11 protein-coding genes are annotated in these 14,712 nt (G+C 73.1%); all 11 read left to right on the top strand.

Translation table 11 applies throughout. The features are described from left to right. Nucleotides 1-138: 138 nt before the first annotated feature. The 11 genes from ACMATS_RS25445 (at nt 139) to ACMATS_RS25395 (ending at nt 14,709) form a co-directional block, all read left to right on the top strand. On the top strand, nt 139-1,200 hold the full coding sequence (locus tag ACMATS_RS25445; protein WP_414169204.1) for a mechanosensitive ion channel family protein: 1,062 nt from the start codon (nt 139-141) through the stop codon (nt 1,198-1,200). A gap of 249 nt (nt 1,201-1,449) precedes the next feature. Beyond that, a complete protein-coding gene (locus ACMATS_RS25440) occupies nt 1,450-2,649 on the top strand; it encodes an ROK family transcriptional regulator (protein ID WP_390781119.1) in 1,200 nt (399 codons plus the stop codon). 49 nt (nt 2,650-2,698) lie between these two features. Then, nucleotides 2,699-4,024 carry an ABC transporter substrate-binding protein gene (locus tag ACMATS_RS25435; RefSeq protein ID WP_414169203.1) on the top strand — a complete coding sequence of 442 codons (1,326 nt, stop codon included), beginning with the start codon at nt 2,699-2,701 and terminating at the stop codon, nt 4,022-4,024. A gap of 12 nt (nt 4,025-4,036) precedes the next feature. Further along, nucleotides 4,037-4,987, top strand: a complete 951-nt coding sequence (locus ACMATS_RS25430) for a carbohydrate ABC transporter permease (RefSeq protein ID WP_414169202.1) — start codon at nt 4,037-4,039, stop codon at nt 4,985-4,987. Between the two features lie 6 nt (nt 4,988-4,993). Beyond that, a complete protein-coding gene (locus ACMATS_RS25425; RefSeq protein WP_414169201.1) occupies nt 4,994-5,824 on the top strand; it encodes a carbohydrate ABC transporter permease in 831 nt (276 codons plus the stop codon). Between the two features lie 6 nt (nt 5,825-5,830). Beyond that, nucleotides 5,831-7,087 (top strand): 6-phospho-beta-glucosidase, encoded by a 1,257-nt coding sequence (locus ACMATS_RS25420; protein WP_414169200.1) that lies wholly within the window; start codon nt 5,831-5,833, stop codon nt 7,085-7,087. Further along, nucleotides 7,078-8,064 carry an N-acetylglucosamine kinase gene (locus tag ACMATS_RS25415; RefSeq protein WP_414169199.1) on the top strand — a complete coding sequence of 329 codons (987 nt, stop codon included), beginning with the start codon at nt 7,078-7,080 and terminating at the stop codon, nt 8,062-8,064. The genes ACMATS_RS25420 and ACMATS_RS25415 overlap by 10 nt, the downstream gene beginning before the upstream one ends. A gap of 289 nt (nt 8,065-8,353) precedes the next feature. Then, nucleotides 8,354-9,718 carry a hypothetical protein gene (locus ACMATS_RS25410; protein WP_390781113.1) on the top strand — a complete coding sequence of 455 codons (1,365 nt, stop codon included), beginning with the start codon at nt 8,354-8,356 and terminating at the stop codon, nt 9,716-9,718. A 17-nt stretch (nt 9,719-9,735) separates the two neighbouring features. Next, a complete protein-coding gene (locus tag ACMATS_RS25405; protein ID WP_414169198.1) occupies nt 9,736-10,704 on the top strand; it encodes a glutamate ABC transporter substrate-binding protein in 969 nt (322 codons plus the stop codon). A gap of 49 nt (nt 10,705-10,753) precedes the next feature. After that, nucleotides 10,754-12,031 (top strand): hypothetical protein, encoded by a 1,278-nt coding sequence (locus ACMATS_RS25400; protein WP_391151376.1) that lies wholly within the window; start codon nt 10,754-10,756, stop codon nt 12,029-12,031. After that, nucleotides 12,028-14,709, top strand: a complete 2,682-nt coding sequence (locus ACMATS_RS25395) for a tetratricopeptide repeat protein (RefSeq protein WP_414169197.1) — start codon at nt 12,028-12,030, stop codon at nt 14,707-14,709. Before ACMATS_RS25400 ends, ACMATS_RS25395 begins: the two co-directional genes overlap by 4 nt. The last annotated feature ends 3 nt before the right edge of the window (nt 14,710-14,712 follow it).

The following is a 14,712-nucleotide window of genomic DNA, read 5'->3' as shown; positions in this document are numbered from 1 at the left end:
CAACCCCTGGCAGGACCTGCTCGATACCCGCCTCATCTCGAACACAACAACGGGGGACCCGCCCTGCCCCGATAGTGTGGTGGGCCTGCCCGCGCCGTCCCCGCCGCGGGCGTGTGTCCTACTCGGAGGATTCCTGCTGTGTTCTTGTCCGCTGCCCTGGCCGCAGACTCGACGCCCCGTCCCCCCGCGTCCCTGGACGAGGCCCAGCGGACGGCGAACGACGCCGCCGGCTGGGTCGAGCAGAACTGGTCCATCTGGCTCAGCAACGGCCTGCGCATCATCCTGATCGTCGTGATCGCTGTGGCCATGCGCTCCCTGATCCGCCGCGGCATCACCCAGCTGATAGCGCGGATGAACCGCACCACGCACCACCTCGACGGCACGGCCCTGGGCAGTCTGCTGGTCAACGCCGAGCGGCGGCGGCAGCGCTCGGAGGCCATCGGCTCGGTGCTGCGCAGCGTCGCCTCGTTCCTGATCATGGGCACGGCGGCGCTGACCGTGCTGTCCGTACTGAAGATCAATCTGGCCCCGCTGCTCGCCTCCGCGGGTGTCGCGGGTGTGGCCATCGGTTTCGGCGCCCGGAACCTCGTCACCGACTTCCTGTCCGGCGTCTTCATGATCCTGGAGGACCAGTACGGCGTCGGCGACGAGATCGACGCCGGTGTCGCCACGGGCACGGTGATCGAGGTGGGCCTGCGCGTCACCAAGCTGCGCGGCCCCAACGGCGCCATCTGGTACGTGCGCAACGGCGAGGTCAAGCGCATCGGCAACCTCAGCCAGGGCTGGTCCATGGCCGACGTGGACGTCTCCCTGCGCTACGACGAGGACCTCGACCGGGCCCGCGAGATCATCGCGTCGGCGGGCCAGGACATGGCCAAGGTCGCGCCGTGGGACGAGAAGATCTGGGAGCCGGTCGAGGTCATGGGCCTGGACTCGGTGGGCCTGGACTCGGTCGTGGTCCGCGTCCAGGCGAAGACGGCGCCCGGGGAGGCCTCCGGGGTCGAGCGGGAACTGCGCTGGCGGATCAAGCAGGCGCTGGACGCGGCGGGCATCCGGATGGGCGTGGTACAGGCCGCGGACACCGCGCCGGCCGCCGATCCGACGGCCGCGATGGCCGCCCCCTCGGCCCTGGGCAACCCGGTCTCGCCGCAGTCCATGGCCACGGCCCCGATACCGCCGGGGCCAGTGCTGGGCAAGTGAGGTATCCCGGGGGGGGCGCCCCGTAAGGGGCGCGGGGAACTGCGCGACCAGCCACGACGCGCCAGCAGTCGAAGTACTCGGGGCTTCGCCCCGGACCCCGGGTGGTGCGTCGGCTGCAGGCCGTCGGTGGCCGATCGCGCAGTTCCCCGCGCCCCTTACGGGGCGGAACCATTGACCCCACGTTTCCGCTCGCATACCGTCCTCGTGACGGTTAGGAAGGTTTCCCAACAGACCTCCGCGGGAGCGACCATGGCCACCACCCCCGGAACCCCCCGAGTCCTCCGGGCCATGAACGACCGGGCCGCCCTGGACCTGCTGATCACCCACGGCCGCCTCACCCGCACCCGGCTCGGCGAGCTGACCGGGCTGTCCAAGCCCACCGCCTCCCAGCTCCTCGCCCGCCTCGAGGCCGCCGGCCTCGTCCGCACCACCGGCAGCGTCACCGGGCGTCCGGGGCCCAGCGCCCTGCTGTACGAGGTCGACCCCGGCATCGCCCACGTCGCGGCCCTCGCCGTCGACAAGGCCGGGATCAGCGCGGCCGTCGCCGACATCACCGGCACCACGGTCGGCCGGCACCGCGTCGAGGCCGAGGCCACCGCGGAGGACGTCCGCACCCGCACCCCCGAGCTCGTGGCCGAGGCCGTCGACGGCGCGCTGCGCGCGGCCGGCCTCGGCCGGGACGCCCTGTGCCGCGCCGTCGTCGGCACCCCCGGCGCCCTCGACCCGCGCACCCGGCGGCTGCGGTACGCGCCCCACCTGCCCGGCTGGCAGTCGCACACCCTCGTCGACGAGCTCTCCGCCGCGCTCGGCACGCCCGTGGTCGTGGAGAACGACGTCAACCTCGCCGCCGTCGCCGAACAGCACTGCGGCTCCGCCCGGGACTGCGCCGACTTCGTCCACTTCTGGGCCGACGAGGGCGTCGGCGCCGCCATCGTGCTCGGCGGCCGGCTGCTGCGCGGTGCGCGGGGCGGGGCGGGCGAGATCGGCTACATGCCGATGCCGGGCGCCCCGGTCGTCCGCGGCAGGCCCGCGGGCACCCCCGGGCCCCTCGCCGAGGGCGGCCTGGACATGCTCGTCGTCTCCGCCGCCGTGGTCGCGCTGGCCCGCCGCCACGGCATCGACGCCGCCGGCGCCCCCGAGGCGCTGGCCGCCGCCGCGGCCACGCCGGGTGCCGGCGACGCCGTCCTCGCCGGGCTGGCGCACCATATCGCCACCGCGCTGCTGGCCGTCGTCGCCGTGGTCGACCCGGAGCTGATCGTGCTCTCCGGCGAGGTCTGCCTGGCCGGCGGCGACCGGCTGCGCGAACTGATCGAGAACGAGATGTCCGGACTCGACCTGCCCCGGCCGGAGTTGCGGCTGAGCACGGTCGAGGGCTCCCCCATCCTCCTCGGCGCCCTGCACACCGCACTCGCCGCAGCGCGCAACACGGTGTTCGACACCACGGCCTGAGGACCGCGCCCTCCCGCTCCTTCCCCCGCTGCCGAAGGGACGTTCCGCCATGTCACGTGCCCGCGTCCCGCTGCTGTTAGCGGCAGGGCTGCTCCTCGCCGGATGCGCGCATCCGAGCACCGGCAGCGCCGACGACGACCCCACCCGGCCCGTCACCCTGAGGTTCTGGCACGGCTGGTCGGAGAAGAAGGAGGTCGCGGCCGTCAAGGCGTCGATCGCCCGGTTCGAGAGGCTGCACCCCCGGATCAAGGTCGAGGCCACCGGCAACGTCAACGACGACACCGTCAACCAGGCCCTGCGGGCGGGCGGCGGAAACGCGCCCGACGTCGTGTCCTCGTTCACCACCAACAACGTCGGCCAGTACTGCTCCTCGGGCATGTGGGTCGATCTCGATCCCTTCCTCGTGAAGTCCGGTCTGGACAAGTCCCGGGTCTTCCCCGCACCCCTCGTCCGCTACTCCGGCTACCAGGGCCGGCAGTGTGCCCTTCCCCTGCTCGCCGACGCGTACGGGCTGTACTACAACAAGGACGCCTTCGAGAAGGCCGGCATCACCCGGCCCCCGCGCACCATGTCGGAGTTCAAGGACGCCGCCGTCCGGCTCACGCAGCGCACGAAGGACGGTTCATACCGGCAGCTGGGATTCATGCCGGACTTCCGGCTGTACCAGAACAGCCCCGACCGGTTCTTCGCCCAATGGGGGCCGCGGTATTTCGACGGCGAGGGCAAGGCGATGCTCGCCCGGGAACCCGCGGCGAAGCAGTTCTTCTCCTTCCAGCAGCAACTCGTCTCCGCCCTCGGCGGCTACACGTCGCTGGAGACCTACCGCACCACCTTCGGCGACGAGATGTCCTCGCAGAACGCCTTTCTCACCGGGAAGCTCGCCATGCATCTGGACGGCGAATGGCGGGGGTTGATGCTCGACGAGGCGAAGCCGGGATTCCGCTGGGCCACGGCCCCGCTGCCCGTCCCCGACGACCGGGCCGGGACGTACGGGCGCGGATATCTGACCGGAACGGTCATCGGCATCGCCCACAGCAGCAGGCACCAGAACGCGGCCTGGGAACTGGTGAAGTTCCTGACCACCGACACCGGTCAGGTCGTCGCCTTCGCCAACGCCATCCACAACGTGCCGTCCACCAACGCCGCACTGGCCTCGCCGGAACTCGGCCGCGACCCCGCCTTCCGCACCTTCCTGGACATCGCCGCGCACCCGGACAGCACCGGAATGCCGCCGTCGGTGAACGGCGGGCAGTACATCACCGCGCTCCAGGACTTCGGCTACGCCGTCGAGGCCGGAAAGGTCCGCGACCTGGACAAGGGGCTGCGGAGGCTCGACCGGCAGATCGACGACGACAACCTCCAGTCCGCGAACTGACGGAGTACCGCCATGGCCCCCGGTACCACGCCCTCCCCGCGCCGCAGACGCACCCGCGAGCGGCTGCGCACCCTCGGATTCCTCTCGCCCTGGCTGGTCGGATTCACCGTCTTCTTCGGCTACCCGCTCGTCGCCACCGTCTATTTCTCCTTCATGCACTACAACCAGATCCAGGCCCCCACCTTCGTGGGCCTGCGCAACTGGAAATACGTACTGCAGCAGATGCCGCTCTTCGGGCCCGCGCTGTGGAACACGCTCTGGCTGGTGGTGGTCATGGTCGCGCTGCGCGTCGCCTTCGGCATCGGCATCGGGCTGCTGGTCACCAAGGTGAAGACCGGCGCCGGATTCTTCCGCACCGCCTTCTACCTGCCGTACCTGGCCCCGCCGGTGGCCGCCACCGTCGCGTTCGTCTTCCTGCTCAACCCGGGGACGGGACCGGTCGACGAGGCCCTCTCGGCGGTCGGGATCGACGCCCCGAACTGGTTCAACGACCCGGACTGGGCCAAGCCGTCGCTGGTCCTGCTGTCCCTGTGGGGCATCGGCGACCTGATGGTGATCTTCATGGCCGCGCTGCTGGACGTGCCCAAGGAGCAGTACGAGGCGGCGGAGCTGGACGGGGCGGGGGCGCTCGCGAGATTCCGCTACGTCACCTGGCCGTCGATCACCCCGATCGTGATGTTCGCGGTGGTCACCGGAGTCGTCCAGACCATGCAGTACTACACCCAGGCGCTCGTCGCCGGAAAGCTTGCCTCCGGCGTCAGCATCGGGCCCGGCACGGTGATCCAGCCGGGGTATCCGGACCACTCCACGCTCACCGTGCCGCAGCTGGTCTATTCGCTCGGATTCCAGAACTTCAACACCGGTGCGGCGTGCGTGCTTTCGCTCGTGCTCTTCGCCCTCGCGATGGCCGTGACCTCGCTGCTGATGCGCAGAAGCACCGGCCTGCTGACGGCGGAGGACTGATCCGGCATGCATCGGAACCGCACGCTCCACTGGATCGCCGTCCATGCCACGGCCGTCGCCGCAGCACTCTTCTTCGTCCTGCCGTTCGTCTTCGTCTTCCTGACCTCCGTCATGAGCGACGAACAGGCGATGAGCGGCGAACTGTGGCCGCACCAGTGGAAGTGGGCCAACTACGCGACGGTGTTCCGCACCCCCGGATTCCTCGACTGGTGGAGGAACTCCCTGGTGTACGCCGGGCTGGGCACGCTGTTCACCGTGTGCTCGTCCCTGCCCGTCGCCTACGCGCTCGCGAAGTTCCGCTTCCGGGGCAGGCGTCCGGCGATGATGCTCGTCATCGCCACGATGATGCTGCCGCCCCAGGTCGTCGTCGTCCCGATGTACCTGGTGTGGGCGCAGCAGCTGCACCTGTCGGGGTCGTTGTGGCCGCTGATCGTCCCGATGGCCTTCGGCGACGCGTATTCGATCTTTCTGCTGCGGCAGTTCCTGCTGACGATCCCCAAGGAGTACCTGGAGTCGGCCCGGATGGACGGCTGCGGTGAACTGCGCACGCTGCTGCGCATCGTCGTGCCCATGGCCCGGCCCGGCCTGGCGGCCGTCGCGCTGTTCCAGTTCTTCTTCTGCTGGAACGACTATTTCGGCCCGCAGATCTACGCCGCGCAGAATCCCGGCGCCTGGACGCTGTCGTACGGACTGGAATCGTTCAAGAGCGCCCACAACGTCGACTGGAATCTCACCATGGCCGCCACCCTGCTCGTCATGGCGCCGGTCATCGTCGTCTTCTTCCTCGCACAGAAGGCCTTCGTCGAAGGCGTCACCCTCACCGGAGTAAAGGGCTGATCTCTCGTGCTCAAACTCACCGTGGTCGGCGGAGGTTCGACCTACACCCCCGAACTCGTCGACGGCTTCGCGCGCCTGCGGGACGTGCTGCCGCTGGAGGAGCTCGTCCTCGTCGACCCGGCCGCGGACCGCCTGGAGCTCGTGGGCGGGCTGGCCCGGCGCATCTTCCGCAGGCAGGGCCACCCCGGCCGGATCTCCTGGACCGCGGACCTCGACGCCGGCGTGGACGGCGCCGACGCCGTCCTGCTCCAGCTGCGCGTGGGCGGGCAGGCCGCCCGCAACCAGGACGAGACCTGGCCGCTGGAGTGCGGCTGCGTCGGCCAGGAGACCACCGGCGCGGGCGGCCTCGCCAAGGCGCTGCGCACCGTGCCGGTGGTCCTCGACATCGCCGAGCGCGTGCGGCGGCGCAACCCGGGCGCCTGGATCGTGGACTTCACCAACCCGGTCGGGATCGTCACCCGCGCCCTGCTGACCGCCGGGCACCGGGCCGTCGGGCTGTGCAACGTGGCCATCGGCTTCCAGCGGAAGTTCGCCCGGCTGCTGGGCGTGGCCCCGGAGGAGGTGAGCCTGGAGCACGTGGGCCTCAACCACCTCACGTGGGAGCGCGCGGTGCACGTCGGCGGCCGTGACGTGCTGCCCGAGCTGCTGGCCGGGCACGGCGACGCCATCGCCACGGACCTGCGCATGCCGCGCGGGCTCCTGGACCGGCTGGGCGTGGTGCCCTCGTACTACCTGCGGTACTTCTACCAGCACGACGCGGTCGTCCGGGAGCTGGGCGGCAAGCCGTCCCGGGCCGCCGAGGTGGCGGAGATGGAGCGCCGGCTGCTGGAGCTGTACGCCGATCCGGCCCTGGACGAGAAGCCGGAGCTGCTGGCGAAGCGGGGCGGCGCGTTCTACTCGGAGGCCGCCGTCGCGCTCACGTCGTCGCTGCTGCGCGACACCGGGGACGTCCAGGTCGTCAACGCGTTCAACCACGGCACCCTGCCGTTCCTGCCCGACGACGCGGTGATCGAGGTCCCGGCGTCGGTGGACGCGCGGGGCGCGCACCCTTTGCCCGTACGGCCGTTGGAGCCGCTGTACGCGGGACTGATCGCCAATGTGACCGCCTACGAGCACCTGGCCCTGGAGGCGGCGCTGAAGGGCGGCCGCGACCGGGTCTTCCGGGCGCTGCTGGCACACCCGCTGATCGGCCAGGCCGAGTACGCGGACCGGCTGACCGACACACTCCTCGCGCACAACCGGGAGCACCTGGCGTGGGCCTGACCGGAACCGTGCTCGCGATCGACGCGGGCAACAGCAAGACGGACGTCGCCCTCGTGGGCCCGGACGGCACGGTCCTGGGCGCCGCGCGCGGCGGCGGCTTCCGGCCCTCGGAGGCGGGGGCCGCGGCGGCGGTGGCGGGGCTGGTGCCGCTCGTCGCCGCGGCCGCCGCCCGGGCGGATCCGGGCGGGAGCCCGCGGGCCGGGCACGTCCAGGCGTGCCTGGCCAATGCCGATCTCCCCGTGGAGGAGGCGGAGTTGACGGCGGAGATCGAGCGCCTGGGCTGGGCCCCGTCGGTGACCGTGGCCAACGACACCTTCGCGCTGCTGCGGGCCGGGCTGCCCGACGGCCCGGAACCGGCGGGGGTCGCCGTGGTGTGCGGCGCGGGCATCAACTGCGCGGGCGTGGCCCCGGGCGGCAGGGTGGCGCGCTTCCCCGCCATCGGGCGGATCTCCGGCGACTGGGGCGGCGGCGGGTGCCTGGCGGACGAGGCGCTGTGGTGGGCGGCCCGGGCGGACGACGGCCGCGGCGAACCGAGCGAGCTCGCCCGTGCGCTCCCCGCCCACTTCGGGCTGCCCGGCATGCCCGCGCTGATCGAGGCGCTGCACCTGGGCCGGCTCCCGGCGGCGCGGCGGTACGAGATGGCGCCGGTGCTGTTCGCGGTGGCGGCGGCGGGCGACGCGGTGGCCCGGGCGGTCGTGGTGCGGCAGGCGGAGGAGATCGTCGCGATGGCCCGGGTAGCGCTGGGCCGGCTGGGGCTGCTGGAGGCGGAGGTGCCGGTGGTGCTGGGCGGCGGTGTGCTGGCGGCGCGTCATCCGCTGCTGCACGAACGGGTTCTGGCCCTCCTCGCGGAGTGCGCCCCGAAGGCGGTGCCGGTGGTGGTGACGGCACGTCCCGTGATGGGTGCGGCCCTGCTGGGCCTGGACCGGCTGGGGGCACCGAGGGAGGCCTACGGGACGCTGCGGGCGGCGTACGCGTAGCGCCCCGAAGGGGGCGTGCCCCGTCAGGGGCGCGGGGCTGCTGACATATGCGGCTCCGCCGCGTGGGCGCGACCAGGCGCCCCGTAAGGGGCGCGGGGAACTGCGCGACCAGCCCCCACCGGCCCGCAGACAACGCACCGCCCCGGAGGTCCGGGGCGAAGCCCCGAACACCTCGACTGCAGGCGCGTCGTGGCCGATCGCGCAGTTCCCCGCGCCCTACGGGGCGCATGGGTGGGCGCGAAAGCCGTCTCCCGTCATACTTGGCGCCAGCGACCAAGGGGGAGGTCTCGTGTCACAACCACAGCAGACGGCCTGGCGCGAAGGCGCCGCCCGCCTGCGCGCCGCTGCGACGACCGAGCCGGGCCGCCTGCGCATCATCGGTGCCGCGCTCGCGGCCGTCCTCGCCGTCTTCGGCGGCGTCACCGCCTGGCAGGTCAGTGACCGGGCCTCGGCGGCCGACGCGGTCGTCACGCACAGCCAGCCGCTCAGCGCCGACGCGGCAAGCATCTACCGCTCGCTCGCGGACGCCGACACCACGGCCGCCTCCGGCTTCCTGGCCGGCGGCCAGGAGCCGAAGGCCGCGCGCGACCGCTACGACCAGGACATCGCCCTGGCGTCCGAACTGCTGGTCAAGGCCGCGGCGAACACGAGCGGTTCGGACACGGAGCGCCGTCAGATCGCCACGCTCAACAAGCAACTGCCCGTCTACACCGGTCTGGTGGACACCGCCCGCGCGAACAACCGCCAGGGCCTGCCGCTCGGCGGCGCGTACCTGCGGTATGCGAGCGAGCGGATGCGCGGCGAACTGCTGCCCGCCGCCAGCGCCCTCTACGAGGCGGAAACCGGACGGCTCGGTTCCGACTACCGGGACGCCAAGGCCTGGCCCTGGGCCGCGCTGGCCGCCGGCGCCGTCACCCTCGGCGCGCTCGGCTGGGCGCAGCGGCGCAACTACCTGCGCACGAACCGCGTCTTCAATCACGGACTGCTGGCCGCGACGGCGGCCACCGCGGTGGTGCTGCTGTGGCTCGTCGCCGGGCACACGGTGGCCCGCGCGGAGCTGGACGACTCCGACCGGCACGGCGCGCAGTCCCTGCAGGTCCTCAACGAGGCCCGGATCAGCTCGCTCCAGGCCCGCGGCGACGAGAACCTCACCCTGGTGTCCCGGGGTTCGGTGCTCGACCCGGCAACACAGGACGACCTCTACGAGGCGAGCTTCCGGAAGGACATGAAGAAGCTCTTCGGCAACGGCAGCGGCGACGCCGGCCGGGCCGCTCCGGCCCCCGGCACCCTGCTGGACCGGGCCGGAGCACTGGCGGACGGCGCAGCAGGGCGTGACCCGGTGGCCAAGGCCGTGACGGACGTGGGGCAGTGGCTCCGGCAGCACAGTGCCGCACGCGCCGCCGACGTCAGCGGGGACTACAAGAAGGCACTGCAGATGGTGAACGGCGGGAAGGACAGCACGGGCGAGTCCTTCGACCGGGTGGACAACGAGTTGCAGCAGGCCCTGTCGCACGAGCAGGCGCAGTTCCGGCACTCCGCCGACAACGGGCGCGGGGCGCTGACCGGGCTGACGGCCGGGGCGGCGGTGCTGGCCCTGCTGGCCGCGGCGGGCGCGGTGCTCGGCATCGGCCGCAGGCTGTCGGAATACCGGTGACAGGGGGGAGGCGGGGCGTGAGGACCCACGCACGGAGGAGGGCGGCGCTCGCCGCCGCCACGGCGGCCGCGTGCGCGATGGTGGCGGCGGCCGTCCAGCTGCCGGACCGTTCCGGCGGGGCACCGCAGCACGAGGACCGTACGCAGCCGGTGGCCGCGGCCGCGCCGTCGGCCGGCGCCGCCCAGTGCACCGACCCGGAGGCGAGCCTGCGGCCGTCCACCGTGGACGGCCCGGCCGTGCAGCGCATCAAGGCCCGCGGCTGGCTGAACGCGGGAGTCGACCAGAACAGCTACCACTGGGGCTACCGCGACCCCGCGACCGGCGAACTCAGCGGCTTCGACATCGATCTGGTGCACGCCATCGCCAAGGACCTGCTGGGCGACCCCGGCAAGGTCGCCTTCATTGCGGTCACCACCAGTCAGCGCATCCCCGCGCTGCAACAGGGCAAGGTGGACATCATTGCGCGTACCATGACCATCAATTGCGAACGGGCCGGGCAAGTCGCCTTCTCCACCGCCTACTTCGGGACGGGCCAGCAGCTGCTGAAGCCCAAGAACTCGCCGATCAGCGGGTTCGACGACTCCCTGGCCGGCAGGAGGGTGTGCGCAGCGAAGGGATCGACCGCGGAGACAGAGCTGAAGAAGAACCCGCACGCCGCCTCCGTGCTGACCGTGCCCAACCAGCTCGACTGCCTGGTACGGCTGCAGCTCGGGCAGGCGGACGCGGTGCTCACCGACGGCGCCCTGGCCGCCGGACAGGCAGCCCAGGACCCGTCCGTGGGACTCGTCGGCAAACCGTTCACCACCGAGTCGTACGGCGTGGCGATGAATCTCAAGGACGAAGACCTGGTACGCCGGGTCAACGCAGTACTGGAGGAGTTCCGGCGCGGCGGCGGCGACAGCCCCTGGATGCAGGCGTACCACAAGTGGCTGGCCGCCGACCTGAAGGGGATCACCGCTCCCCCGGAGCCGAAGTACAGGGACTGACGGGACGGCAGCACCGGCGCTGCCGGGCCGACGACAGGAGAGGGGATCAATGGCGGTCGCGGGGCCCACCGGGCCGGCCTTGAGCCGCGAGGAGGCCGACCGGGCGCTGGCGCGGCTCGGCGCGGAGCACGAGGCGGTCGAGTCCTCGCTGCTCGCCCTCCAGGACCACGCGGGCCGCCGCCTGCTGGAGGGGGCGGAACTGAGCGGCACGACCCGCAGCAGATGGCAGCTCGCCGAGCAGCTCATCGCCCGGCTGTGGACGTACTTCGACGCCTACACCGACGCCCTGGAGGCGGCCCGCGAGCTGCGCGGCCGCCGCCGCTGGCCCACCCAGGGCGAACTGTCCGAGCTCACCGACCTGCTGCGCGGCACGGCCGTCACCCTGCCCGCCGCCCCGGACGCCGGCACCGCCAGGCTCAGCGAACAGCTGACCCTGCAGGAGCTGGTGGACCGGATGAACGGCTGGTACGCACAGGCGCTGGACGTGGTCGTCACCGCCGACGCCGTGTGGTCCGCGCTGCCCGCCCGCATCGACCTGCTGGCCGCCGAGCTGCAGCGCACCCGCTCGCTGGCCCACTCGATCGGCGTGCGGCCGGGCGAACACCCGTCGGGCGACGACCTGGAGGAGATCACCCGGGAGCTGGCCGCCCTGCGGTCCGAAGTGATATCGGATCCGCTGGCCTTCTGGACCGGCTCCTCGCCCAGCTCCGCCCCGGGCGGCGGCCGCCCGGACACCCGGCGCTACGACCGCGCCGCCCGCGCCCTGGAGGACGTGCGGCGGGAGGTCGAGGCGGTGCTGGACGTGCGGCAGGACGCCGAACAGCGGCTGATGCGCGTGCGGGACGTGCTCTCGCGGGCAGACCGGACGCTCGTCGAGGCCCGGCAGGCACGGGCCGAGGTCCTGTCGAAGATCGCCGCGTCCGTGGTGCCGGCCGTGTCCGGCCCGCCGACCGTGCTCTACGAGCAGCTGAGCGCCGCCGCCGAGCACCGCAGATGCGCCCGCTGGCACCGGCTCTCGCCGCTGCTGGACGGCCTGGAGCAGCGCGCCGAGGAGGAGCTGCTGCGCGCCCGCGAGTCGCTCACGGCGGTGACGGCACCACTGGCGGTTCGGGCCGAACTGCGCGGCCGGCTGGACGCGTACAAGGCGAAGGCCGCCCGGCACGGCCTCGCGGAGGACCCTTTCCTCGGCGAGCGGTACGACGCGGCGCGCCGCATGCTGTGGAGCGCGCCGTGTGATCTGGTGGCCGCGGAGGGGGCCGTGCTGCGCTATCAGCAGGCGGTGGCGGAGGCCCTGGCCCCGCCCGCCGACGTCAGGGGGGAATCATGAGCGGCACGTGCGAACAGGCGGGCTGCGACGGGACGTACGAGGAGATCGACGGCACGCCGTACTGCACGGTGTGCGGGGTGGCGCAGGGGACGGCGCGGGCGCGGGACTGCCAGCGGCCGGGCTGTGACGGGCGATACGTCGAAGTCGGGGCCGTCGGCGACGGCGAGCTGTACTGCGACCAGTGCGGGCTCGCGCCGGTCGTCTCGCCCAGCGGGATGATCGGCTCGCCGCCGACGGGCCTCACGAGCGCGGGGCGCGCGGCCCGGGAGGGGTCCGGCGCCTCCGGGCCGTCCTCGGGACCGGGGTCCTCCTCGTCGGGCGGTTCCGGTCCGGGGGGCTCGGGTTCGGGAGGTTCCGGTTCGGGGGGTTCCGGTTCGCCGTCCCACTCGTCGGGGTCCTCGTCCTCGCGCCGCTCGGTCCCCGGCCGGCTGTCGCGGACCGTGACGGGCCACACGCCGGGCACCGCCGCCCGTTCGGTCTCGGTGAGCAGCGGACCGCCCACCATGGCCGCCCCCACCCGCAACAAGCTGGGCGCGGGCCTGGTCACCATGCCGGGGGTGCCTCGCCCGGACCCGCGGGCCGCGGTCCTCGCCGACCCGGAGGTGCCCGAGCGCAAGCGGTTCTGCAGCCGGAGCGACTGCGGTGCGCCCGTGGGGCGTTCGCGCGGCGACCGGCCGGGCCGCACGGAGGGCTTCTGCACCAACTGCGGCCACCCGTACTCGTTCGTGCCGAAGCTGCGCCCGGGCGACGTGGTGGGCGGCCAGTACGAGGTGGCGGGCTGCCTGGCGCACGGCGGGCTGGGCTGGATCTACCTCGCCATCGACCACGCCGTCGACGACCGCTGGGTGGTCCTCAAGGGCCTGCTCGACACCGGCGACGAGGACGCGCTGCAGGCCGCCCTCTCCGAGCGGGGCTTCCTCGCGCAGATCGAGCACTCCAACATCGTGCGCATCTACAACTTCGTCGAGCACCTGGACCAGCGCACCGGCAGCCTCGACGGCTACATCGTGATGGAGTACGTCGGCGGCAAGTCCCTCAAGGAGATCGCCAACGAACGGCGGGCCCCGGACGGCCGGCGCGACCCGCTGCCGGTCGAGCAGGCGTGCGCGTACGGCATCGAGGCGCTGGAGGCGCTCGGCCACCTGCACAGCCGGAACCTGCTGTACTGCGACTTCAAGGTCGACAACGCCATTCAGCAGCAGGACCAGTTGAAGCTGATCGACATGGGCGCGGTCCGGCGCATGGACGACGAGGACAGCCCGATCTACGGCACGATGGGCTACCAGGCCCCGGAGATCGCCGGGCTGGGCCCGTCCGTCGCCTCCGACCTGTACACCGTCGCCCGCACCCTGGCCGTCCTCACCTTCGACTTCCAGGGCTACACGACGGTCTTCGCGCACAGCCTGCCCGACCCCTCCCACATCGACGTCTTCACCCGCTTCGAGTCCTTCTACCGGCTGCTGGTGCGCGCCACCGACCCGGACCCCAAGCGCCGGTTCGCGTCCGCGGCGGAGATGGCGGAGCAGCTGACGGGCGTGCTGCGGGAGGTCGTCGCGCTGCAGACCGGCATGCCGCGCCCCGCGCTGTCGCGGCTGTTCGGACCGGAGCCGCGGGTGGCGGACACCCGGCTGTTCGAGGCGCGCACCGACGACGTCTCCGCGCTGGGCACCCGCGCCGTGACCGGCCGCCGGGCCGTCGCGGGGGCCGCGGCCCCCGCCCTGCCGCAGCCGTCGGCGGCACTGACCGCCCCGCTCGACGCGCGGGCCACCGCCCTCGCCCTGCCGCTGCCCCTGGTCGACGCCGACGACCCCAACGCCGGCTTCCTCGCGGGCCTGTTGGCCTCGCAGCCGGCCGAGCTGTACGCGGCGCTCCAGGCGGCGCCCGCCGACTCGCCCGAGCTGCGGCTGCGCCGGACCCGCGCCCAGCTGGAGCTCGGCGAGGACGACTCCGCCTCCCAGGCGCTCGCGGCGCTGGAGGCGGACCACCCCGAGGACTGGCGGGTCGTCTGGTACCGCGGGGTGCACGCCCTGGCCACCGGCGACCACGAGACGGCCGCGCTCTCCTTCGACGCGGTCTACGACGCCTTCCCGGGCGAGCCCGCGCCGAAGCTGGCCCTGGGCGTGTGCGCCGAGGTGCTCGGCCAGCTGGACAACGCCGCCGAGTACTACCGTCTGGTGTGGGCCACCGACCCCGGCTTCGTCAGCGCCGCTTTCGGGCTGGCGCGGGTGCGCCTGGCCTGCGGGGACCGCGCGGGCGCGGTGGCGGCGCTGGAGTCCGTCCCCGAGGCCTCCGTCCACTGCACGGCGGCCCGGGTCGCGGCCGTCCGGGCCCGGCTGCGGCAGCGCTCCGCCGCCGACCCCCTGCTGCCGGACCTCCAGGCGGCGGCCCGGCAGGTGGAACGGCTCGACGGCTTCGGACTGGACGCGGTCCGGCGCGAACAGCTCTGCACCGAGGTGCTGGGCACCGCGCTGGACTGGGTGCTCTCCGGCAGTCCGGGCGCGCCCCCGGGCGGCCCGCCGGGCGCGCCGGGCCTGCTCGGCAGCGGCCTGGACGAGCGCGGGCTGCGGTTCGGGCTGGAACGCTCGTACCGTGTGCTGGCGCGCCTCGCCCAGCGCGGCGAGGAACGGATCGAACTGGTGGAGCGGGCCAACCGTTACCGCCCCAGGACATGGGTGTGATCG

The organism is Streptoverticillium reticulum, assembly GCF_047456005.1.
Lineage (GTDB): Bacteria > Actinomycetota > Actinomycetes > Streptomycetales > Streptomycetaceae > Streptomyces > Streptomyces reticulum.
Note: the sequence above shows the minus strand (reverse complement) of the source record. Positions and strands in the feature narration are given on the sequence as shown.